This is a genomic window from Desulfoplanes sp. PS50, assembly GCF_053851535.1.
In genome coordinates this window covers 47889-70257 of record NZ_JBSPZA010000019.1, presented here as the reverse complement: position 1 = coordinate 70257, position 22369 = coordinate 47889, and the positions used below count along the sequence as shown (strand labels likewise).

Sequence of the window (22369 nt, the reverse complement as noted above, 5' to 3'; positions counted from 1 at the left end):
TGACTGTCTGACCGAGCCAGGCATCGTTCATCAAGCCGTTGCCGGACTTTTTGCCGAAAAACCATGTTCTTATGGAGCAACGGCTTGATGGTACGAGGCCCGCGAGGGAGTTTCAAAGCGCCCGGAACGGGGCAAGCCGGCCATGAGAACAAATCAGCCCTGGCCGCGCCTCAGGCGAATCCTGGAAGAAACGACACCATTCGTGGTACCGTGGGGCTTACTTACGTGGTATCCGCTTTGTGCACGGCATAAAGACCTTGCCAGTCCTCCAGGTCCTGATCGGGTTTTTCAGCACGAAACCGCGCATACAACTCTATCCCGTACGGATCTTCCAGAATATCGGTCTGAACCCCTTTTTCCTGCAAAAGCACCTCCGTACCGGAGGCATTGGTTATATCCCCCACGACCACGCGGCTGAACCCTCTCATGTATAGCAGGGTGGCACAGACCACACACGGACTCAGGCTGCTGTACAGGGTGGTCTCACTGAAATCGATCCGACCGGCATCTCGAATGGCAGCGGTTTCCCCATGATTATACGGATGGCCTTCCTGGACAAGCGTGTTATGCCCCTTTCCCACGATTGTGTTGGTCGAATTGTTCACAATGACAGCCCCGATGGGGCAGCCTCCCTCCTCATAGCTCTTGTGCGCAAGCAACACGGCAATGCGCATAAAATCGGCATCCGTTAATTTCCGTGCAAAATCATCATCCATTAAAACGGATAAACTTTTGGTCGGCATGTGAGCAATTGCCCGCAATGCCTGTTCTGTTATGTGTGTATCCTTGTTCAGAAGCGTTTTCATCTCTGTCAGATTCCTCGTTATTTCCCCGGGCAGATGTATTCTCATCCAAACGCCTGGAATATCATGGCTGATGAGAACCAATCATCCCTGCGATATTTCCAGTGCAGTTTTCCCATCAGACCGGATTGCGTGTCACACCGACCACAACATCCTAGGGGAATCCACTGGCAGACCCTGTAGAATACGAGAGTGTCTGCCATGGGTTCGGCCGGTGGATACACTATTGATCATCACGATCAACAGCCTACCCGTTCTGAGTTATTTCCTCAATCCTTCTGTGTTCCACTAATTTTTTTTCACGGATTGAATGAAATGTCTTCTTTTTTGGAAGTGTTTGAAGGTAGGGTTTTTTACAAACAGGGTAGGGTTTTTCAATTTCTCTTTTACAAAATTTCCTTGCCTATTTCGATGTACACCCTGCCCTACAAAGACTGCGTCTGAAAATTTAACCCAGTATTTCAATGTATTGATTCCAATGATCCAATGCATATTCTTCACCAGGCCACTTTTCGAGAACACTTCCCAGCCTGAGTTCTCGACGGGGATCATGGTAGGGTCTCATGGTAGGGTTTTGTGAAAAAAACACCGCCCCCTTGACCCTGTTAACATCATTGGTGGGATGTGGTAGGTATTCCCCAAAAATCACCACATATCGTCGTACAAAGCATACACAGCTGTCAGACCTCAAACGCTCGGCAGCCACCCAAGGATCAATGCGCGCGAAGGAGCCGATTGAAATGGCAACGTTTGAACTTCAAAAAAAATTCATGGAAAGCAGGAAAATACATTCGTCAGGATCATCTGCTCCGGCCATCTCCTTTGCACCGGACTCCCTGAATCTGGTGACAAATACCTGTGCGAGCTTTTTCCAGAGCATTTTTGAAAACGCCACCTACGGCATGTTTCAAAGTACGCCAGAGGGAAAATTCCTGCAGGTCAACCCGGCCTTTGCCAGGATTCTCGGCTATGAGACTCCTCAGGAACTCCTCTCCACGATTGACAATATCGAGAATCAGTTTTTTCTCAAACCGGAAGACAGAAACATCTTCAAAAAGGTTCTCGCAGAGCAGGGGCGCATCGACAATTATGAATACCTGGCCCGGCGCAGGGATGGCAGTACCGCCTGGATGACGGAAAGTGCCTGGGCGTGTCGGGATGATAACGGTCAAATCACCCATTACGAAGGCATCCTCTGGGATATATCCAGGCAGAAACATGTGGAGGCCCGGCTGGAAACCGCACTCGACCGTCTGGACATGGCCATGCAGGCCGCGGAACTCGGATTCTGGGACTGGGATGTCCAAAGCGGAGAGATGGCGGTCAATGAAAAATGGGCCCAGATCCTGGGATACTCCCTTGCGGAAATTGAACCGATCAGCGTTTCAACCTGGGAACGCTTATGCCATCCCAAGGACAGAAAAAAGGTTTTCACCCTTCTGGAAGAATATTTTCACAGAGGCCACGAGCAGTTTGAGACTGAATACCGGATGAAACACAAAAACGGTTCCTGGGTCTGGGTGGCTGCCAGGGGAAAAATCGTGGCGTACGATACGGCGGGCAAACCTGTCCGCATAACAGGAACGGTTTCCGATATCAGCATCCGCAGGCAGCGGGAAGCCCAACTGCGTTACTTGAGCTTTCACGACCAACTGACCGGGTTGTACAACCGGACCTATTTTGAAAACGAGATGACCCGGCTGCAGAAAAGCCGCGACTTTCCCATCAGCATCATCTGCTGTGACGTGGACGGTCTCAAACTGATCAACGACACCCTGGGCCATCATCACGGCGATCTTCTGCTGCAGACCTGCGCCCAAACGCTCCAGACATGCCTTCGGGATTCAGACATCCTTACCCGTGTCGGCGGGGATGAATTTGTCGCCCTGCTGCCGCGAACCGGGCCCGCAGATGGCAAGGCCATTGTGGAACGAATCAACAAGGGGGTTGCCGCGTACAGGACCAGCCATCCCGAAAAGCCCCCCGTGCATATTTCCGTGGGTTTGGCAACGGCAATGGATGCCAATGCGTTTTTAGAGGAAACCTTCAAAAAAGCAGATGACCAGATGTACCACCGCAAGCAAAGAAGCAAGGACACCATCAGATCCAGACTGGTCACCTATTTCATGGATCGGCTCAATCAGCTGCATGCCCTTTCCCAAAAACGGATCCAATGGATCGAGAACATCTGCGCGGATATGGGCCGCAAGGCCGGCCTGACTGCCTATCAGATCGCCAAACTCACCGTGCTCGTCCGGGTGCATGACCTGGGTATGATCTCAGCCCCAAAGTATGTTGTGCGGTCGAGTCTGAACCAGCCCCTTTCAAAAGAGGATTGGGACATTCTGCGCCACCATACCTACAAAGGTCAGAGCATAGCCCTGACCTGCAGGGATCTTGAAGATGTGGCCGATCTCATTTTTCTCCATCACGAACAATGGGATGGCAAAGGGTATCCTCTGGGCCGCTCCGGGGAAGACATCCCCATTGAATGCCGGATCATGGATATCGTGAAGTCCTTTGACAATCTGACCAATCCCCATCTCACGGGAAACGCGCTTTCCAAAAACAAGGCATTGGAGGAGATCAGAAAATCCTCGGGATCGCGATTCGACCCCCTGCTCGTGCAACTCTTTCTGCAAATCCTCAAAAAGCCTGCCTCGCAGCTTCCATGAGACCGGCCTGTGACCAGAAAATGGCGAGGCGTTATCATGTGTACCTCAACTGGAAGTGTTGTCAGCCACCTCGGGACCTAGCCGATGGGAAATGGGAGAAATGGGACAGGCAAACTATGCAATCTCTTCCAACTTTCCACGCTCTGCCGCATCTTCTGTAGTCAAACCCGGCATCCCTGGAACAAACATTTGTCCTGACAAACCAGCAATCCCCCTGCATGTCAGCCAAGCGGAACCTTTTCTGGTTGCTTTTCCGAATTTTGGACGCACACAACCACACGCAACCGCATGATCGCGCATGGAAAATGAGATGGGATTCAGGGAAAAGTTATCGGATCAAATATTGGAGAGTCGTTTCAGCGAGAACATGCCGTCGAGACCCTCCACTTTGCGCGGGATTTTTTCCTGTTTGCAGGCAAAATGATCATGAAAGCGCTTGGATTGCCGGGCCACGAACTCTTTGGTGCCGATGATTCCGGAGTCCGTGAAATAGCGGGTCCGGCATCTGAGCCGGTCGGCCGGGGTCAGTTTGTATCCTTTTTTACGCTCCTTTTCGACCAGCTTCCTGTCCAGCCTGGCGCCCTTGCCCGTATCCAGGGCCCCGGTTTCGTACACAAATTCCCGGTAATGGCGCAGACGATCCTTGGTTTCGATTCCCCAATCGGCCATACCCAGATCAAGGCTCAGGAAATCACCCCGGTTGTTGGTCTGGAGATGGTAGCCCAGCGATGACCAGCGATAATCCTCGGGCCGCTTGACGATATTCGCCCGCACGGGGTTGAGATCGATATAGGCCAGGCAATTGACCAGGGTCCGACCATCCTGGACGATGACGCTCTTGAAACGCTCGCCCCAGAGATATCCCTTTCGTCCATTCTTCTTGTTGTAATATCTTGAGAAAGTCTGCTTGACCTCCTTGACGAACTCGGAAAGCGAGCTCCACTTCTGCCTGAGGCCGGGAATTTTTTCCAGAGAGAACACGGCCTTATCGCCATGGGCACGCTTGAATCGCTGCAGCAAGGCGGCCTCGTCTGCGTAATCTTCGGGAAACATGCGCACAAGGAGATGAAAGTGGTTGTCCATGAGGCAGTACCCCAGGATTTCCGTGAAATAGATCCGGGAAAAATGAAAGATCAACCTCTGCAGTGTGTCCTTGTCAGAACCATCAAAGGGAAGTCCGGACAAGGCGGTACGGGAGATGACGTGGTAGACGGTCGGGGATTCGGACACGAGCAGTCGGGGAATGCGGGGCATGGGGACCTCCGGTACGGAGAGTGGATACGGATATGGAATAGAGTGGATTCAGTCTAGCAGAGGTGAAAAAAGATGGCCAGTATTATTTGCCTGTCCCCGCTCTCCTGTACTCTGGCCCTGGAAACGGACCCAAACAGCACCCAATTTTTCCAGGTGAAAGGGGGTGAAATCGAAGGAAACAGCACCCAAAACAGCACCCCAAAAGAAAAAGGACCTACAGAAAAAATCTGTAAGTCCCTGAAATCTCTGGTGGGCCACCAAGGAATCGAACCTTGAACCTCCTGATTAAGAGTCAGCTGCTCTGCCAATTGAGCTAGTGGCCCGAACGAGAAATGCTTGTAGGGAGATGGATTGTTCTTGTCAAGAAAAAAAGTTATATTTGTGAGATTTCCTGATATGTTCCAGTCCTAATCCAACAGCGTGTAGTCCATGGATCGCCGTCTGGGGGTGAATCCGGCCGAGGAGATGATCTGGCGGATCTTTTCTTCGGCCAGACGGAATCGGCACCCTGTAGCTGCGACCACGTTTTCCTCCTGCATGGTCGAACCGAAATCATTGGCACCCCAGAACAGGGCCAGCTGGCCGATCATGGGACCCTGGGTGACCCAGGATGCCTGGATATTTTCGATATTGTCCAGATAGAGCCTGCTCAGGGCCAGGAATTTCAGATATTCCACCGAAGAGATCTCCGGGGTCTTGATCAGGGTGTTGTGGGGCTGGAAGGTCCAGGGGATAAAGGCAGTGAACCCGCCGGTACGGTCCTGGAGATCGCGGATACGGTCCAGATGCTCCAGGCGATCCTCAAAGGATTCCACATGCCCGAACATCATGGTCGCCGTGGTTTTGAGACCCAGATTGTGGGCTGTTTCCATGACCTCGATCCATTGGTCGGCGTTGCATTTTTGCGGGGAGATCCGGGCACGGATGTCGTTGACCAGAATCTCGGCGCCACCGCCGGGGATGGAATCCAGACCGGCCTTGTGCAGGACGGTTATGGTTTCCTCAAGGGAGAGGTTTTCCTTGTCCGCGAGAAAAACGATCTCCGGCGGCGAAAAACCGTGCACGGCAACCAGGGGAAATTCTTTTTTGATAAAGGAGAGCATGGAGGTATAGAAATCAATCCCCAGTTCAGGATTCATCCCTCCCTGGAGCAAAAGCTGATATCCCCCCATGTCCACTGTTTCCCTGATCTTTGTTCCGAGTTCCTCTCTGGAAAGCACATACCCCTCGGGATGTCCGGGGGGACGAAAGAATGCGCAGAACTTGCATCCAGAAACACACACATTGGTATAGTTGATATTTCGGTCGGCAATATAGGTGACAATCCCGCCGGGATGCCGCTCAGTCCTGGCGGCATGCGCCCTTTTGCCTAGTGAAAAGACATCTTCGTGCCACAAATCCGTGGCATCCTGCCGTGTCAATCGATCGGTCATGGAGAAACTCGCTTTCTGGTTGTTGGAAAAAACAGTCTCGCGCAGAGGCGCTGGGACGCAGAGGAAAGATGGTTCCCGCCTTTGGCGGGAACATACGACAAAAGGCATACAGGGCAAAATGACGAAGACTTGGCATGCTCCGCAGCAACGCTTCCCAAAAGCCTTCCTCTGCGCCTCTGCGCCTCTGCGCGAAAAAAGATGTGGTAATCTGCCGTTTGGCTAGTCTTCAGGGTGGAAACGGTCAAGCCGGGATGCAAAAAGATACGGCCAGCCCCCGAAACAGGATATTGACCATGGATGAACAAGGGAGTAGTTTTTTTTATTTGGAATTTTCCTAGGCGGATCGCCTAGGAACTCTTCCCCTGCAAAGATCAACCCCATTTAAAGGACTCTTGCCAATTCATGAAAACGCCCCCTGCATTTTCCTGCCAAATGTGCGGCCATTGCTGTCAGGGAACCGGTGGAATCGTTGTTTCCCCGGACGAACAGAAACGATTATGCCAATTTCTGAATATCGACCTCACCACATTCCAGGAAAAATATACCGACCTCGTCTCTTCCAAACGGATCATCAAAAGTGATGCTACCGGATATTGTGTCTTTTTCCAAAAAGCCACAGGATGTTCGGTTCATACTGCCAAACCCGATGTATGCAGGGCCTGGCCTTTTTTCAGAGGCAATCTTCTTGATCCTGTCAGCTGGGAATTGGCCCAGGACTATTGTCCGGGGATTTCCAAAAACGTGACCCACGAAGAATTTGTCCGTCAGGGACTGGTTTATCTCAGTTCCCATGGACTGGCCCATACCAAGGATCTGGATGCCAATGCGCTCAAGGTTGACGACATCGCCTCCTGATACAACAATCTGCCAAAAATCAGGCCGTGTCTTCCCTGATCATCCCAAAGAATCTGTAGCTGTTTTCTCCATGCCTGGTCCCATCATCCACTGCTTCGGCCGGCCGAAATAGTCACGGGCAACCCTTTACCGACACCCCTTTATGGATCTTCGACAAGCTTACAAAATCATTGGCCTGCGTTTTGGTACCGACCTGGATACGGTCAAGTCCACCTTTCGCAAACGGGCCTTTGAATACCATCCGGATCTTCATCCCAATGATCCAAAGGCGGCAAAAAAATTCCATGACCTGAACCAGGCCTACGTCCATCTCAAGCAGTATCTTGTTGCCAAGGAGAATAGGAAGTCCCCAAAAAAACAATCTGCAGCCACAACACAGCCACGATCCTCCGGTACAGCCACAAGCACGTCTTCTGGTCAACAATCCCGCGCGCAGGATTTCCAAAAGAAATCAGGGCAGGATCCAGCGTCCAAAAAAGGGTTTGCCGCCAGGCAGGAAGAGACGCTCAAGGATATTTTAAACGATCCCTTTGCCAGGCAGGTCTTTGAGGACATTTTTGAAAAAATCAAAACACGCAAGCCATCTGTCTCCTCAAAGACGCAATCCATCACCGGGGTCCAGCAAAAAAAACTCAGCCTCTCCTGGGGGAAGCGCTCCCTGGATCTGGATGTCACTGACGGTTTCTTTTCCGGGGTCAAAAAATGGTTTGGCTCGCAGCTCGACGATCACCAGACCATCCGCCTGCAAGCCCAGCAATTACGCCCAGGAAGCAAGATCCGGGTACAGATCGACCGCAGAGGCAGGCAGAGTCGGTCCATAGAACTGCGGCTTCCACATAATTTCATTGTTGGGCGTCCCATCCGCCTCAAGGGGCAGGGCCGCAACCTGGGCCCTCTCAAGGGTGATTTGTACCTGCGTTTTCTGGCGGTATAAACGAAAAGAGCTCGGACCAAGACCGAGATTGTCTGTCTGGTGTCCTCATAATTGTAAAAGCGATCCATCGGACGCTCCCAGGCAGAACGATCGACCCAGCCATGAACGCTGTGCCTCTCTTTTGCATACCCTGTATCCCCTTTCCTGAAACCAAGGACGTATCATGTTGTACAATCCCACTGAACTGATCTTCTTCTCTCCCACCAAGACCACCCTGGCAACTGTCGAATCCATAGCCAGAGGGGTTGGCGCCTCCCAAACCATCAAGACCGATCTGACCTTTCCCAAAAACGAGCCCGGCATCAGCAGCCCCTCAAGCGGATTGGCCATTTTAGGGGTTCCGGTCTACGGGGGACGGGTCCCGGAGTTGGCGGCCAAACGGCTGCGTGCCCATGTCCGGGGAAACGGACGACCGGCCGTGATCATCGCTGTTTACGGCAACCGCCATTATGACGACACCCTTTTGGAATTGTATGATATTGCCAACGAACTGGATTTCGTGCCTGTTGCGGGGGGGGCATTTATCGGTGAACACTCCTTTTCTTCACCAGATCTTCCTGTTGCCAAGGGACGTCCCTCTGAAACGGATCTTGAAAGAGCCGAAGATTTCGGCCGTGAAATTGCTGCCAAACTGGATGCATTGACCAGCCTCGATACCCTTGAAGAACTCGTTCTTCCAGGCAACCGTCCCTACAAGGACGGGGTCCAGCCTGCGCCCATAGCTCCGGAGACCGATCCGGATCTCTGTATCCTGTGTGGGGAATGTGCCCGTGTCTGTCCCTCCCAGGTCATCCAGGTTGGTGACGAGGTGCTCACGGATGTTTCGGGATGCATCCGTTGCAGTGCCTGCATCAGGGCCTGCCCCACCCAGGCACGTCAGTGGAAAGTCGCCAAGATTCATGAAATCAACCTCTTTCTGCACACCAAACACGCCGTTCCCAAAGAACCGGAACTCTTTCTCTGATCGACGTCTTCACCCCAACCCTCCCTATCGCCATGCAGACTCCTGCCACAGACAATCTGGCCCGATGCCGGGAAATCCTCAATGCCACATTCGGGTTCCGCACCTTTCGCAATCTTCAGGAAGAGATCATTGCCCATGTCCTACGCGGCAACGATGCCCTGGTGCTCATGCCGACAGGCGGTGGCAAATCCCTGTGTTACCAGCTTCCGTCCATGGTCCGCTCCGGAACCGGGATCATCATCTCTCCACTCATCGCCCTCATGCAGGACCAGGTCACCGGACTTTTGCAAATGGGGATCAAGGCGGCCTATCTCAATTCCAGCCTCATCCCCCAGGAGGCCATGGAGGTTGAAAACCAGCTCACTGCCGGCCACCTGGATCTCGTATATGTGGCTCCGGAACGATTGTTGACCGACCGGTTCCTTTCCCTGCTGGAACAAAGCGAAATCGCCCTGTTCGCCATTGACGAGGCCCATTGCGTCTCCCAGTGGGGACATGATTTCCGCCCCGAATACACCCGACTGGACATCCTGAAAGAACGGTTCCCCCAGGTCCCCAGGCTGGCCATGACCGCCACGGCGGACACGCCGACCAAAAAAGATATCCAGAAAAATCTGCATCTCACAGAAGCCCGCGTCTTTGCCACCGGATTCGACCGCCCGAACATCAGGTACACGGTCATTCCCAAGAACAATGCCCATCAGCAGCTTCTCCGATTCATCCGTGACGAACATCCCGGTGAGTCCGGCATTGTCTATCGCTTCAGCCGAAAAAAGGTGGACCAGACCGCTGCCTGGCTTGCGGCCAAGGGACTGACAGCCCTGCCCTATCACGCAGGCCTGGATGCCGGCATCCGCCACACCAACCAGGAACGGTTCATGCGCGAAGACGGGGTCATCATGGTCGCGACCATTGCCTTCGGCATGGGCGTGGACAAGGCGGATATCCGGTTTGTGGCTCATCTCGAACCACCCAGGAGCATGGAGGGATATTATCAGGAAACCGGCCGCGCCGGACGGGACGGGCTGCCGGCAGACGCCTGGATGACCTATGGATTCGGGGATATTGTCGCCATGCGCAGTCTGGTACTGACAAACGCACGTACCAAGGAACGACAACGGATCGAATGGCAGAAGCTCGAGGCCCTGCTCGGGTTTCTGGAAACTGCCTCGTGCCGACGGAAGGCCCTGCTCGGCTATTTCGGAGACAGCTATCCAGAACAATGCGGCAACTGCGATAATTGCCTGCATCCCGTCGAAACCTGGGACGGAACCGTTGCCGCCCAAAAAGCCCTGTCCAACATATTCCGGACGGGACAGCGGTTCGGCGTGGCCCATCTCATTGAAGTCCTTCTGGGAAACGCGACCCAACCCGTTCTCAAGTTCGATCACGACAAGGTTTCCACATACGGCATCGGTACGGAATTGGACAAAAGAGGATGGTCCTCGGTCTACCGACAGCTGGCATCGGCAGGTGCCCTGTATGTGGACATGGAAAACTACGGGGCACTCAAACTGAACGACAAAAGCTGGGCCATTATGCGCGGCCAGGAAACGGTCCGATTCAGAATCGATCCAACCCCCGCGCCCAGGAAAAACCGCCAGGCCTCTTCCGGATCACGAGCCGCAGTCAACTTGAGCACCGAGGAATCCAAAACCCTTTGGGACTCCCTGCGCAGCCTGCGCCGCGATATTGCCGACAAACAAAACGTCCCTCCCTACACGGTCTTTGCCGACAAGACCCTCCTGGAGATGGTCACCTACCGACCCACAACCATTGCCGACATGGAATCGCTCTACGGCATCGGCCAGGCCAAGCTGGCCCGCTACGGACAGGTTTTCCTGGATGTGCTGACAGAACACGCTACCCGTCACGGCCGTCCCGCAGATCTTCCCGATCTCCCGGAACCAGCACCGACCCGGTCATCCCAAAAGGAAAAACAGGGGTTGAGCGAAACCGAATCCCTCTCCCTGGAGCTTTTTCAAAACCTTGGATCGATCACCAAGGTGGCCGACAAACGAAGCCTCAAACCTTCGACCATCACAGGCCACCTCGCCCAGGCCGTGAAATTCGGGAAGATTTCCGTCAAGGAGGTCACCGGCCTCGACGATCATGAACTCGCCCAGATCCAAAAAGTTTTTGACGATCTGACAAGCCACGGCGTGGCCCCCCTTGGACAGGTTTTCGAGGCGCTGGACAAAAAATACGATTACGGCGTGCTCAAATGCGTACGCATGGACATGGGGGGCTGACCACCCTCTTTTTCGCCTTTCTCCGCGTCTCTGCGCCTCTGCGGGACAACCGTCTTTCTCATTTCCCGACCAGGTAATCGTGAAACCGTTCCAGCCCCTCTGAAAAATTCTTCCGCCCGAACCCGACGCGAAAATGGTTGTACCCTTCCCCGTACATGGTCCCTGGAACAAGAAGAACCCCTGCCTTTTCCACCAGATCAGCACATAACGCATCGATATCTCCCTGAAGCAACTCGGGAAATGCAATGGATCCGGCCCGGGGACGCGACCAGGCGAACAGCTCCCTGTGCTCGGCAAAAAAATCGTCCAACAGGTCCAGATTATGACGGATGATCCCCAGGTTGCGCTTTCCGATGCTCGTGGCATGGCGCAGGGCCAGGGTGGATAAGAACTCGCTGGGTGCGCTGCTGCAGATGCTTGTATAGTCCTTGAAGGCGGCCATCTTCTCAAAAATCTTTCTGTTTCGGGTGGCGATCCAGCCGATGCGAAGCCCGGCCAGCCCGTAGGTCTTGGACATGACGCCCAGGGATATTCCCCGCGCATCGATGTCGGCAAACGCAGGCAAACGGTCTGCGGGATCCAGTTCAAGACCCCGATAAACTTCATCGGAAAAGACCACAAAACCGTGCCTGTCGGAAAGACGGGACAATTCGAGCATGAATTTTTTGGTTGGCAGATAGCCGGTGGGATTGTGCGGCACATTGAGAACAACCACCCTGGTTTGCGGAGTCACCAGGCCTTCGAGCGTTTCCAGGTCAAGGGCCCAGCCGTTGTCCGGATCTCCCTGCCACAAAGTGACCCTGGCACCGATTCCCTGGGCCACCGTACCAAGGGATTGATAATACGGAGCATGGACAATGATATGGTCCCCAGGGCTGAGGGCGACATTCATGAAATTGAAGATGGCCTCTTCTGCCCCCGAATGAACAAGCACCTGATCCGAGTTCATATCCGTATACAATGAGGCGATCGCTTCCCGTAAGGCAGGATCTCCCAGGGATTCGGTATAGCCGAGCCAGAGGTCCCCGAACCGCTCCCGGGCCCCGGGCTCCAGGGCCAGAAGTTCATCCAGGGTCATGCTCTCGCAATCCGAAGTGCACAAAAGATACGGGGCCGTGAATTCATACCTGGCGAAATAACGTTCCAACTTGAAGGCTTCGAGTTTCATTGCGTTTCCTTGTCGTAAGATAAACTGGATTTCAAAAACAAAACTGTATACAGATACATATCGTTGTAAACCTGCTGCATGCAGACCGGGAGAATCGCTTGCCACGCTCCCGGCCTCTTTCACCCATACCGTAAGGAGGGCAGGATGAAATTAGGACGCAGACGATTCTTCCAACTCGCCCTGGCTGCCGGCGGCGCGGTTGCATCCCAGACCATGCAGCCACCAGGAGCCCAGGCCTGGGAATCCAAGGCACCTCCCGACCCCTTCGGCTGCCTGGTCGACATCACCCGGTGCGTGGGATGCCGCAAATGCGAACAGGCATGCAATGCCTACAACAAACTCCCCGAGCCTGACAAATCCTTCACGGACTACACGGTATTCAACACCACCCGCCGGATGGACGCGGATGCCTTTACCGTTGTCAATCGATATTTCACCGGGGAGGTGGACGATCAGGAACGGCAGGTTCCCACCTTCGTCAAGATCCAGTGCATGCACTGCCAGGATCCTGCCTGCGTGTCCGCGTGCATCACCGGCGCCCTGTCCAAAAAGGAAAACGGGACCGTGCACTACGACGTGACCAAGTGCATCGGCTGTCGGTACTGCATGGTCGCCTGTCCCTTCGAGGTTCCGGCCTACGAATATGACGAACCCCTGACTCCACGGGTCCGCAAATGCACCTTCTGCTTCGAACGGATCGAGAAAGAGGGCGGCAAACCGGCCTGTGCCGAGGTCTGTCCCGTCGAGGCGATCACCTTCGGCAGGCGCACGACCCTTCTTGAACTCGCCCACACCAGGCTGGACAATGATCCCAGCCGATACGTGGACCATATTTTCGGCGAGACCGAAGTCGGGGGAACGAGCTGGCTGTATATCTCCGGCGACCCCTTTGAACAGCTCGGATTTCCTGTCATGCCGACCAAACCCGTCCCCAAATTGGCAGAAACCATTCAGCATTCCGTGTACACATATATGTGGGCTCCGGTAACCCTGTTCGTGGGGCTTGGATGTCTCATGCGTCGAAAGAATAAAAAACATGACGGGGAGGTGAACTCATGAGCCATACTCCCAGACCCATGCATACGCCCTTCTGGACGCCGGGCGTGATTGTCCTGGCCGTTTTGATGCTCATCGGATTCGTATGCATCGCGGCCAGATATATCGGCGGACTCGGGTACGCCACCAACCTGGACAATGGCAATCCATGGGGCCTCTGGATCGGTGTTGACGTGGCCTCGGGCGTTGCCCTGGCAGCAGGAGGCTTCACCACCTCGTTTCTGGCACACATCCTGGGACGCCACAAATACGAAGCCGTACTCCGTCCGGCACTTCTGACCGCCGCCCTCGGATATACCTTTGTGGCCTTTGGGGTCTTTTTGGATATCGGCCGTTCCTGGGCTATCTGGAAACCCATGTTCAACTGGAATTTCAATTCCGCCCTTTTTGAAGTGGCCATGTGCGTCATGGCCTATCTGACCGTGCTCTACATCGAGTTCTTTCCGGTGGTGGCCGAACAATTCGGCAAACGGTTCAAACTGCTCGCCTCCCTCGACCGGATGCTTGCCCCTGCCATGTGGGTGTTCATCATCCTGGGCGTTGTCCTCTCCTGCATGCATCAATCAAGTCTGGGCACGCTCATGCTCCTGGCACCCACCAAAGTGCATCCTCTCTGGTACACCCCGCTTCTACCCCTGCTCTTTCTGCTCTCGGCCTTTTCCGTGGGCTACCCCATGGTCATCTTCGAGACGGGACTGGCCACACAATCCCTGAAACTCGAATCCGAAATGGAGATACTCGGACCGTTGTCCAGGTGGACCATCCTGACGCTGGGTACCTACATGGCCGTTAAAATCGGGGACATGATCGTTAGGGGAACCTATGTCTATCTCCTCGACGGCACGGCCCAGTCCAATGCGTTCATCATCGAGGTCCTCTTCGGAGTCATTGTGCCGTGGCTGATGCTTCTCTCTCCCAGGGTTCGCCATTCACGAGGACTTTTGTTCTCCGCAGCGACCATGATCGTCCTCGGGGTGCTCATCAATCGAATCAATGTGTTCACTGTGGCCTACAAAGCACCGGTGACCCATACCAGCTACTTTCCCTCTGTTCCGGAAATAGCCACGACTGTCGGCCTTATTGCCACGCTCATGTTTTTATACCGGATCGTGGTCACCTGGCTGCCGGTGATAGGCGCCCAAAAAAGAGAGGTGAAATCATGAAACAATATATATTGACCATACCCCTCCTTGTCATCCTGATGGCCCTGGGGCTGCCGGTTCATGCGCAAGAAGAGCCTTCTGGTCCGTCCGAGCATGTAGGAGCAGGGATCAACACCCAATGGAGAGCCCCGGATCAGGACGCCGCCATTGCCCGCTCCAAGGAAATCATTCCCCTTGTCAAGGAGGTGGTCATCGAACCTCCGGGGGTACGCAGTCAGCGATTCATTGAGGAGGGGTTCGATATTGCCGACATCAAGCACAACTATTTCTGGCTGGACAGCCCGATCATCAAAAAAACCGAGGACATGTACCGTCCCGTGCGATTCATGCACACCAAACATGCCGCTTCGGTCAAGGATTGCACCCTCTGCCATCATGCGCGACCTGAGAAAGCAATCCATGACCAAGCCAGACTGGATGAAACCCTGAGGTGTTCAGCCTGCCACCAGGAATCCTTTGATCCCCGGATGCCGGAACGGATCGGGCTCAAAGCCGCCTATCACATCACGTGCATGGACTGCCACAAAGAGGAAGGCAAGGGTCCGGTGGGCTGTCAGGGATGTCATCTCAGAAATGAAGTCAACCATACGGACAGGATCAATCTGCCTGCGAATCCAACCCCCATGCAGGTGACCGCGGAATGTCTGCGATGTCATGAAAAAGCGGGCAACGATATGATCAAATCGGCTCACTGGCTCTGGAAAGGTCCTTCTCCCTATACCCTTAAACACAAAAAGAGCATACAGATCGGAAAATCCGAGAAAACGCTCAACAATTTCTGAATAAACATTCAAAGCAACGAGGCTCGTTGCACATCATGTCACGCCGGATACGGATGGAAGGACAAGAACTTCGATTTCACGGACAAGACCAGAATAGATTGCCTTGTGTGTCACGACACCACGGGCACATACAAAAAGACACCCGCCGGAGCCGGAATGCCTGCCGAGGATGTCGACCTGGTCATGGTGGCCAAAAATGTCGGCTATACCAGTCGTCAAACCTGCGGAGAATGCCACTTCAGTGGTGGAGGGGGTGACGCCGTCAAACACGCCGACATGTCGGAAACCCTGAACTGGCCCGACCGCAACTGCGATATTCACATGGGCGGATACGGTTTCAGCTGCACCGAATGCCACAAGACCAACAACCACAAGATCCCCGGTCGAAGTTCTTCTGTGGCCGTGGCCGAGGGGAGCAAGACCTGTGAAAGCTGTCACACGGACAATCCCCACTACGGGGATGACCTGCTGGATGTCCATTTGAACCGGCATTGCCAGAGCGTGTCCTGCAATACCTGCCACACCCCGGTCTATTCCAAATGCACCCCAACCAAGGTTTTCTGGGATTGGTCAAAGGCCGGTGACAAGGATCGGGTCCCCAAAAAAGATAAATACGGCAAGGAAGATTATAGATGGAACAAGGGCGAATTCAAGTGGGAGGAAAGCGCCAAACCCGAATATGCCTGGTACAATGGATATATGGAGAGGATCCTGGTGGGTGATAAAGTGGATTTCAACGGGGTCAACCACATCACCTATCCGGTCGGTTCCATCAAAGACCCGCGCTCCAAAATTTATCCCTTCAAAATCATGCGCGGCGTTCAGGCCGCAGATGCACAAAACGGCTATTTTCTCCTGCCGCATCTTTTCGGCGAGGAAGGATTCTGGGCCACGGGCAATTGGCAGAAAGCCTTTGTCCTGGGAATGCAGGCGGCCGGCATGGACTACAGCGGTGAATATGCATGGGTGGAAACGGATATGTACTGGGGGATCCACCATGAGGTCTGTCCCAAGGAGTTTGCCCTGTCCTGTGCCCAATGCCACAAGAGTCTCAGCGGCGACGTAACCTGTGGCCGCTGTCATCAGGACAACCGGAACGTGGACTTCAAGAAGCTCTCCACCCAGGGGACCAACTTCCAGTTCATGTACTCCCAGGGTCGGGATGTGAAAGATCTGATCGGGGTGACAGATTACCTTGATTTCAAGGCCCTTGGCTACAAAGGCGATCCCATCATCTGCGGGGGACGGTTCAAGAAACTGCCCCTGGGATATCAAAAGGCCCCTGAAACCTGTGAATAGAACCTGCAAACATTAAAAGGCCCTGGGGCTGCATCCGTGCGGTCCCAGGGCACACCATGGAGCCCACATTATGGCTGAAGTGAGAATGAAGGCAGAGGCACGTACGGATTATGATTGTGAAACCACCGGTCTGCCCGCGGAACGATGGGGCGAGGCCGTTTTCACCATAGGCGACCAGGAGCTGGTCGTTGAGGTCAGCGTGGAAAAGGACATCATCGTGGCCATCATGCTCGACGAACAAACGACCTGGAAAGGAACACTCACCGGACTCAGGGAGCTGATCACCTCTTCCATGAAATCGTAAATTCATCCTGCTGATTTTTTAGTAAGTTACTCGTGAAAGTCTGCCATAAAAAACAAGAAAATTCTCTAACCGCTTGAACCTAAAACTTAAAACTTAAAACCTAAAACCTAAAACTGCGGCTTGACCGCATTACACGAACATGACCCAGGCCCCGGCGAGCATGACCAGGACGGCGAACCATCGCCTGCGCACGTCTTCACCCAGAATCAGCCAGGAAAGCAGCAGGGTCACGACCATCCCGAGCATGGACACGGGTTCGGCAACGCTGACGTCGATGGTGGTGATGGCCACGAGCAAAAAGAGATAGGAATAGGCGTTGATCGCCCCGCTGGCCATGGCCGTCCAGGGCTGTTCCCGCATGATCCTGACAATACCCCCGGTTCGCCCCTTGATGAGCACATAGACAAAAACGTATCCGGAAATAATCAGGTAAAGAAAGAAGCAGTATACAAGGGGGGAGGCTGCCTGGATATTGCTCTTGTCAATGACCCGGCCCACGGCGATGAGCAGGGAAGCGATCATCATGAACCGGCAGCCGGTGTTGTGAAGCAGTCCGTGCATGGATTGGATAAACGAGGTCGTTTGTGCAGCAGAACGATTCAGATGGGAGGCCCCGTACAGGAGAAGCGCCAACCCGATTCCCTTGGAAAGGGTCAGGGATTCGCCCAGAAAGATAAACGCAATGACCGCCAGAAAAACAATGTTGAAATTGTACAGCGGGCTGACAAGCGACGCCTCCTCCAGCGACAGGGACCGGACATAACAGACAAAGGCCACGGAATAAAAGAATCCGCTCACCAGGGCCCTGGGAATAAAAACCCAGGAATCGATCCGTTGGAACATGACAAACGGAAGCAGAAACAGGGCCCCGAGAAAAAAGAATAAAAAGGTGGAGCAAAAGGAATCGGCCCGCGAACCCATTCTTTTAACGACGATCCGTTCCACCCCGAGGGTGAGCACCCGCCCGGCAAGGGCGAACATGGGTAAGGACACCAGCATATCTATTGATTCTCCACGAAAAAAGGCAGCCGGGGCTGCCCTGAAAAGAAACGGTGGAAAGAGAAGGGAGGAGGGAGACGGGAGACAGGAGACAGAAAAGCGAACGCACTAAGCCTTAGCGGCTCATATGCAGAGCAGACAGAATAGAAACGCGAGGTCCGAGGTCGAAATAAAATTTCAAGCGGGATTGTTCTCACCGTCACCCCGAAGAAGCCCGAGATAACGGCAATGTCACAACGGGCACTGCCTTTCCTGCGCACTGCGTACTGCGCACTGAGCACTTCTCTCCCCTTCAGCTCTGCATAAGGTCTGCTAACCTCGCAACCTCGCTTTTCCTGCCTCCCGTCTCCCTCCTCCCTTCTCCCTTTTTCCCTTCTCCCTTAATGATCCTCAACCTTGCCCAGAAATTCCCTGGTCCTTTCATTCTGGGGATTGGCGAAAAATTGTTCGGGATCGTTTTCCTCGACGACCCGGCCGTCATCCATAAAAATAACCCTGTCGGCCACATCCTTGGCAAAATTCATCTCATGAGTGACCACAAGCATGGTCATTCCCTCTTTGGCCAGATCTTTCATGACATCCAAAACCTCGCCCACGAGTTCCGGATCCAGGGCACTGGTAGGTTCGTCAAAAAGAATCAGCTTGGGATTCATGGCCAGGGACCGGGCAATGGCCACACGCTGCTTCTGACCACCGCTCAACCTGTCCGGGTAGACATCGGCCTTGTCGACCAGACCGACCTTTTTGAGGAGCTTCATGCCCAGGATCTTGGCCTCTTCCCGACCCAGCTTCCGGACCTTGCTCGGCCCCAGGGTCACGTTTTTGAGCACGGTCATATGCGGAAACAGGTTGAACTGCTGGAAGACCATCCCGGCCTCGGCCCGAACCTGATTCATGTTCGTGGACTTGTTCGTGAGATCCTGTCCATCCACGACAACCCGACCACCGGTGATGTCCTCGAGCCGATTGACGCACCGAAGCAGCGTACTCTTCCCTGATCCACTCGGTCCGATGATCACAACCACCTCACCGGACTGAACATGAAGATCGATCCCGTGAAGCACTTCCTGTTCACCAAACCGTTTTATGAGATTTTCAATGCGTACCATAAAAGCCCTGCCTGTGTTCCCCGCCTGTCGTGATGACAGGCGGCCGTTTGCAATCCTTTCTGCTTCTGGTCACAAAATAAATGCCGCCCAAAGCACATGTTGATCTGCCCGCTATCGCCTGGAAAAGACCAGCTTGTCTTCCACCACAGCGAGAATCTTGGAAATGGTCATTGTCAGGACGAGATACATGATGGCTACAGTCAACCAGATCTCAAACGACCTGAAATTGGTGGCGATGATTTCCTGACCACTGCGGGTCAGTTCGCCGACTCCGATGACCACGAGAAGCGAGGTGTCCTTGAGACTGATGATAAACTGATTTCCCAGGGGGGGGAATCATCCGCTTGAAGGCCTGGGGCCAGATGACAAAGGCCATGGTCTGCCCCCGGGTCAGCCCGATGGAACGACCGGCTTCATATTGACCGATATTGATGGACTGGACTGCTCCTCGGACGATTTCCGCGATATAGGCTCCAGCGTTTACCGCGATGGCCACGATACCTGCGGTCAGGGGAGGAATGCGCATGCCCAGAACCAGGGGAAGACCGAAATAGAGAAACATGACCTGAACGATGAGCGGTGTTCCCCGGATGGTCTCGATATAGGTGCCGGCCAGCTTCTGCAGACACCAGCTTCGCGAGATCCTGAACAGTCCGGCCATGGCACCGAGGATGAATCCAAAAAGCAATCCCACAAGGGTGATAAGGATGGTCAGCTGAACCCCTTGCAGGAGGATGGGAATGGCTTCCCAGATCGCGTCGAACTTGAATTGAAAATTACCCATGACGATCCTTGATTCGTACTTGGCGTTGACATCATGTATAAAAAGACAAGGGTGAGCTCGAGAACTCAATGTAAAAAACGAAGCGTGAAGTGGGAAGACGGGTGCAACATGGTGTCTCACACTTCACGCCTCGCAGGTCCGGCAGCCGTCGCTTAGAGAGGCTCGATACCAAACCACTTCTTGTAAATCTTGGCGTATTCACCCGACTCCATCAGCTTGAGAATGGAAATGCTGACCTTCTTGCGCAACGGGGAACCCTGAGGAAAACCGATTCCATAGTACTGGCCGGCATAAACAGGACCGACAACCTTGACCGCACCTTTGCCGGCATCCTTGGCATAATATTCGACAACAGGCTTGTCGAAAACAACCGCGTCAGCGCCACCGCTTCTCAGCTCCATGAATGCCGCATCCTGGTCCTGAAACTTGCGGATAGGCTTGGTGGTGTATGGTTTGACAAAATCAACACTGCTGGTGCCGATCTTGGTGGCGACAATCTTGTCCTTCAGATCCTCGGCGCTCTTGATATCCGTGTTGTCGCTTCGAACCAGTATACGCAGACCGGACTGATAGTAGGGATAGGCGAAATCAATGACTTCCATGCGCTGGGACTTGATGGTCATCCCGGCGATACCGACATCCACGTTCCCTGTCTGCAGGGCGGGAACGATCCCGTTGAAGGCCATGGGCTGCAGCTCGTACTCCAGGCCGAGATCCTTGGCAACGGCATCCCAGAGATCGATGTCAAAACCCACATATTCCCCGGTCTTGGTATCCTTGTATTCGAAGGGCATGAACGCGGTATCACAGGCGACCACGAGCTTCTTGGCCACAGCATTTCCGGACAGACAGCAGAGCATGAGCCCGGCGAGCAAGACAACGGCAATTCGTTTCATCTTTTCTCCTCCATGATTGTGAATGATATCGGTTGACAATTAAACAGCATCTTTTTTGGGAAGATACCGATGACTACGTCTGTTGTTCACGTCTGATGTGGGCGCCCACCCGGGAGAGTTTGCTGTCCATGGTCTCGTAGCCTCGATCGAGATGGTAGATACGACGTACCGTGGTCGTACCCTTGGCGGCAAGTCCGGCAAGAACGAGCGAGGCACTGGCCCGAAGATCCGATGCCATGACAGGGGCCCCGTCAAGACGATCCACGCCCCGGATAAACGCATTTTTCCCTGAAAGTTTGATGTCTGCACCCAGCCTGACCAATTCGAGCACATGCATGAATCGATTCTCGAAGATATTCTCTTTGATCATTCCCGAGCCTTTTGCAAGGGCCATCAGGGCCATGATCTGGGCCTGCATATCTGTGGGAAAACCTGGATGAGGCATGGTTTCAAGATCCACGCAGCGCAGGCCGTCGGTTCCCCGAACAACCACGCGGTCACCAACCGCCTCGATGTGCATGCCCATTTCGCGCAGCTTGACAACCACGGGCTCGAGTTCGGTTAGCGGACACTGGGCAAGGGAAAGCTCCCCCCCGGTAATCCCGGCCGCAACCATATAGGTTCCGGCCTCGATGCGATCGGACATCACCTGGTAGGAACAGCCCGTGACCCGGTCCACCCCCTGGATCGTGATCACACTTGTCCCGTGCCCTTCGATGCGTGCACCACAGGCGATGAGAAAACGGGCCAAATCGACCACCTCGGGCTCCCTGGCCGCATTTTCAAGAACGGTTTCCCCCTCAGCCAGGGTAGCGGCCATGAGCAGATTTTCCGTTCCTCCAACGGTCGGGAAGTCGAAATGTATACGCGCCCCATGCAGTCGGTTGCAATATCCGGTGATATCGCCCCCTTCGAGTTCAAACCGCGCCCCCATCTTTTCCAGGGCCCGCAGATGCAGATCAACGGGGCGGGCACCAATGGCGCATCCACCCGGCAATGCCACCTTGGCATGCCCCAGCCTGCTGAGCAGCGGTCCCAGACAGAGCACCGATGCGCGCATGGTCCGAACCAGATCATACGGGGCCTCTGGAACGAGATCTCCCGGCCGGACCATGACCCGGTTTCCCTCCTGCTCGGTCGTGCACCCCAAGACAGCAAGAAGCCTGATCGTCGTGGTGATGTCGCGTAATACAGGGACCTGAGTCAGATGCACATCGCCTTCACACAGGATCGAGGCGAGGAGAATGGGCAGGGCTGCGTTTTTCGCCCCGCTGATAGCCACCTCCCCGAAGAGGGGATACCCGCCTTCTATGACTAGTTGATCCATGGAAACTGCCTCGAAATTGTTGAAATCTGGGGTTTTGAAAGCGTCAGCAAAGGTCAATTCTGTACTCCAAAATTCATTGAAAGTCATTTATTAAATGATCCGCCTGCAAAGTTCCTCGCTGTCCCCGCCGAAGCGGGGACAATAAAAAAGACCTGTGCTTGTCAGCACAGGTCCTTGTATTCTTGGGGTGGATGACGTGACTTGAACACGCGGCCGCCTGGGCCACAACCAGGAGCTCTACCAACTGAGCTACATCCACCGTCTGAAGAAATGCGTGTCTATAGAAATCATGCCCGCCGGTCAAGGATTTTT

The 22369-nt window shown here is 54.1% G+C and carries 18 protein-coding genes, 2 tRNA genes and 1 pseudogene; 10 read left to right on the top strand and 11 right to left on the bottom strand.

All coding sequences use genetic code 11. The features are described 5' to 3' along the window. Window positions 1-221 precede the first annotated feature (221 nt). On the bottom strand, window positions 222-674 hold the full coding sequence (locus ACTVJH_RS09825) for a nucleoside deaminase (protein WP_455989882.1): 453 nt from the start codon (window positions 672-674) through the stop codon (window positions 222-224). Between the two features lie 869 nt (window positions 675-1543). Between ACTVJH_RS09825 and ACTVJH_RS09820 the strand changes: the two genes are divergently transcribed. Then, window positions 1544-3478 carry a sensor domain-containing diguanylate cyclase/phosphohydrolase gene (locus tag ACTVJH_RS09820; RefSeq protein WP_455989880.1) on the top strand — a complete coding sequence of 645 codons (1935 nt, stop codon included), beginning with the start codon at window positions 1544-1546 and terminating at the stop codon, window positions 3476-3478. A 336-nt stretch (window positions 3479-3814) separates the two neighbouring features. Here ACTVJH_RS09820 and ACTVJH_RS09815 read toward each other — a convergent pair whose 3' ends face one another. From ACTVJH_RS09815 to mqnC, 3 genes are all read right to left on the bottom strand, one after another. Continuing rightward, entirely contained in the window at window positions 3815-4732 is a 918-nt protein-coding gene (locus ACTVJH_RS09815; protein WP_455989878.1) for a transposase, read from the bottom strand. Window positions 4733-4979: 247 nt separating this feature from the next. Continuing rightward, window positions 4980-5055, bottom strand: a tRNA-Lys gene (locus tag ACTVJH_RS09810). Window positions 5056-5139: 84 nt separating this feature from the next. Beyond that, a complete protein-coding gene (mqnC, locus tag ACTVJH_RS09805) occupies window positions 5140-6165 on the bottom strand; it encodes a cyclic dehypoxanthinyl futalosine synthase (protein WP_455989876.1) in 1026 nt (341 codons plus the stop codon). A 402-nt stretch (window positions 6166-6567) separates the two neighbouring features. On the opposite strand from mqnC, the gene ACTVJH_RS09800 reads away from it, so the two are divergent. From ACTVJH_RS09800 to recQ, 4 genes are all read left to right on the top strand, one after another. Then, complete coding sequence (locus ACTVJH_RS09800) at window positions 6568-7020, top strand: YkgJ family cysteine cluster protein (protein WP_455989874.1); 453 nt, start codon at window positions 6568-6570, stop codon at window positions 7018-7020. Between the two features lie 142 nt (window positions 7021-7162). Then, entirely contained in the window at window positions 7163-7954 is a 792-nt protein-coding gene (locus tag ACTVJH_RS09795) for a J domain-containing protein (RefSeq protein ID WP_455989872.1), read from the top strand. 163 nt (window positions 7955-8117) lie between these two features. After that, the gene (locus ACTVJH_RS09790; protein WP_455989870.1) at window positions 8118-8918 is read left to right on the top strand and encodes a 4Fe-4S binding protein; all 801 of its coding nucleotides are present in this window, start codon (window positions 8118-8120) and stop codon (window positions 8916-8918) included. 32 nt (window positions 8919-8950) lie between these two features. After that, window positions 8951-11170, top strand: a complete 2220-nt coding sequence (gene recQ / locus ACTVJH_RS09785; RefSeq protein ID WP_455989868.1) for a DNA helicase RecQ — start codon at window positions 8951-8953, stop codon at window positions 11168-11170. A 58-nt stretch (window positions 11171-11228) separates the two neighbouring features. Here the strand turns inward: recQ and ACTVJH_RS09780 are convergent, their stop codons facing one another. Beyond that, window positions 11229-12338 (bottom strand): aminotransferase class I/II-fold pyridoxal phosphate-dependent enzyme, encoded by a 1110-nt coding sequence (locus ACTVJH_RS09780; protein WP_455989866.1) that lies wholly within the window; start codon window positions 12336-12338, stop codon window positions 11229-11231. A gap of 144 nt (window positions 12339-12482) precedes the next feature. Here ACTVJH_RS09780 and hybA point away from each other — a divergent pair, with 144 nt between their 5' ends. From hybA to ACTVJH_RS09755, 5 genes are all read left to right on the top strand, one after another. After that, on the top strand, window positions 12483-13397 hold the full coding sequence (gene hybA / locus ACTVJH_RS09775; protein ID WP_455989864.1) for a hydrogenase 2 operon protein HybA: 915 nt from the start codon (window positions 12483-12485) through the stop codon (window positions 13395-13397). Next, window positions 13394-14557 carry an NrfD/PsrC family molybdoenzyme membrane anchor subunit gene (gene nrfD / locus ACTVJH_RS09770; protein ID WP_455989862.1) on the top strand — a complete coding sequence of 388 codons (1164 nt, stop codon included), beginning with the start codon at window positions 13394-13396 and terminating at the stop codon, window positions 14555-14557. Before hybA ends, nrfD begins: the two co-directional genes overlap by 4 nt. Continuing rightward, window positions 14554-15339 (top strand): cytochrome c3 family protein, encoded by a 786-nt coding sequence (locus tag ACTVJH_RS09765; protein WP_455989860.1) that lies wholly within the window; start codon window positions 14554-14556, stop codon window positions 15337-15339. Before nrfD ends, ACTVJH_RS09765 begins: the two co-directional genes overlap by 4 nt. Further along, window positions 15340-16638, top strand: coding sequence for a tetrathionate reductase family octaheme c-type cytochrome (locus ACTVJH_RS09760; RefSeq protein ID WP_455989886.1), 1299 nt, complete (start codon window positions 15340-15342; stop codon window positions 16636-16638). A gap of 70 nt (window positions 16639-16708) precedes the next feature. Then, window positions 16709-16942 (top strand): hypothetical protein, encoded by a 234-nt coding sequence (locus ACTVJH_RS09755; RefSeq protein WP_455989858.1) that lies wholly within the window; start codon window positions 16709-16711, stop codon window positions 16940-16942. Between the two features lie 129 nt (window positions 16943-17071). Here ACTVJH_RS09755 and ACTVJH_RS09750 read toward each other — a convergent pair whose 3' ends face one another. The 6 genes and pseudogenes from ACTVJH_RS09750 to ACTVJH_RS09725 form a co-directional block, all read right to left on the bottom strand. After that, entirely contained in the window at window positions 17072-17941 is an 870-nt protein-coding gene (locus ACTVJH_RS09750; RefSeq protein WP_455989856.1) for an EamA family transporter, read from the bottom strand. 380 nt (window positions 17942-18321) lie between these two features. Continuing rightward, entirely contained in the window at window positions 18322-19050 is a 729-nt protein-coding gene (locus ACTVJH_RS09745; protein ID WP_455989854.1) for an amino acid ABC transporter ATP-binding protein, read from the bottom strand. Between the two features lie 111 nt (window positions 19051-19161). Further along, window positions 19162-19834 (bottom strand): annotated as a pseudogene (locus ACTVJH_RS09740) (ABC transporter permease subunit). A 152-nt stretch (window positions 19835-19986) separates the two neighbouring features. Next, window positions 19987-20730 carry a glutamine ABC transporter substrate-binding protein GlnH gene (gene glnH, locus ACTVJH_RS09735; RefSeq protein WP_455989852.1) on the bottom strand — a complete coding sequence of 248 codons (744 nt, stop codon included), beginning with the start codon at window positions 20728-20730 and terminating at the stop codon, window positions 19987-19989. Between the two features lie 73 nt (window positions 20731-20803). Next, window positions 20804-22057, bottom strand: a complete 1254-nt coding sequence (gene murA, locus ACTVJH_RS09730) for a UDP-N-acetylglucosamine 1-carboxyvinyltransferase (protein ID WP_455989850.1) — start codon at window positions 22055-22057, stop codon at window positions 20804-20806. 183 nt (window positions 22058-22240) lie between these two features. Next, window positions 22241-22316, bottom strand: a tRNA-His gene (locus tag ACTVJH_RS09725). Window positions 22317-22369: the final 53 nt, after the last annotated feature.

Coding starts and splice junctions, on each gene's coding strand:
- ACTVJH_RS09825 (WP_455989882.1), bottom strand. CDS start 674: ATGCGCATTGCCGTGTTGCTTGCGCACAAGAGCTATGAGGAGGGAGGC.
- ACTVJH_RS09820 (WP_455989880.1), top strand. CDS start 1,544: ATGGCAACGTTTGAACTTCAAAAAAAATTCATGGAAAGCAGGAAAATA.
- ACTVJH_RS09815 (WP_455989878.1), bottom strand. CDS start 4,732: ATGCCCCGCATTCCCCGACTGCTCGTGTCCGAATCCCCGACCGTCTAC.
- mqnC (WP_455989876.1), bottom strand. CDS start 6,165: ATGACCGATCGATTGACACGGCAGGATGCCACGGATTTGTGGCACGAA.
- ACTVJH_RS09800 (WP_455989874.1), top strand. CDS start 6,568: ATGAAAACGCCCCCTGCATTTTCCTGCCAAATGTGCGGCCATTGCTGT.
- ACTVJH_RS09795 (WP_455989872.1), top strand. CDS start 7,163: ATGGATCTTCGACAAGCTTACAAAATCATTGGCCTGCGTTTTGGTACC.
- ACTVJH_RS09790 (WP_455989870.1), top strand. CDS start 8,118: ATGTTGTACAATCCCACTGAACTGATCTTCTTCTCTCCCACCAAGACC.
- recQ (WP_455989868.1), top strand. CDS start 8,951: ATGCAGACTCCTGCCACAGACAATCTGGCCCGATGCCGGGAAATCCTC.
- ACTVJH_RS09780 (WP_455989866.1), bottom strand. CDS start 12,338: ATGAAACTCGAAGCCTTCAAGTTGGAACGTTATTTCGCCAGGTATGAA.
- hybA (WP_455989864.1), top strand. CDS start 12,483: ATGAAATTAGGACGCAGACGATTCTTCCAACTCGCCCTGGCTGCCGGC.
- nrfD (WP_455989862.1), top strand. CDS start 13,394: ATGAGCCATACTCCCAGACCCATGCATACGCCCTTCTGGACGCCGGGC.
- ACTVJH_RS09765 (WP_455989860.1), top strand. CDS start 14,554: ATGAAACAATATATATTGACCATACCCCTCCTTGTCATCCTGATGGCC.
- ACTVJH_RS09755 (WP_455989858.1), top strand. CDS start 16,709: ATGGCTGAAGTGAGAATGAAGGCAGAGGCACGTACGGATTATGATTGT.
- ACTVJH_RS09750 (WP_455989856.1), bottom strand. CDS start 17,941: ATGCTGGTGTCCTTACCCATGTTCGCCCTTGCCGGGCGGGTGCTCACC.
- ACTVJH_RS09745 (WP_455989854.1), bottom strand. CDS start 19,050: ATGGTACGCATTGAAAATCTCATAAAACGGTTTGGTGAACAGGAAGTG.
- glnH (WP_455989852.1), bottom strand. CDS start 20,730: ATGAAACGAATTGCCGTTGTCTTGCTCGCCGGGCTCATGCTCTGCTGT.
- murA (WP_455989850.1), bottom strand. CDS start 22,057: ATGGATCAACTAGTCATAGAAGGCGGGTATCCCCTCTTCGGGGAGGTG.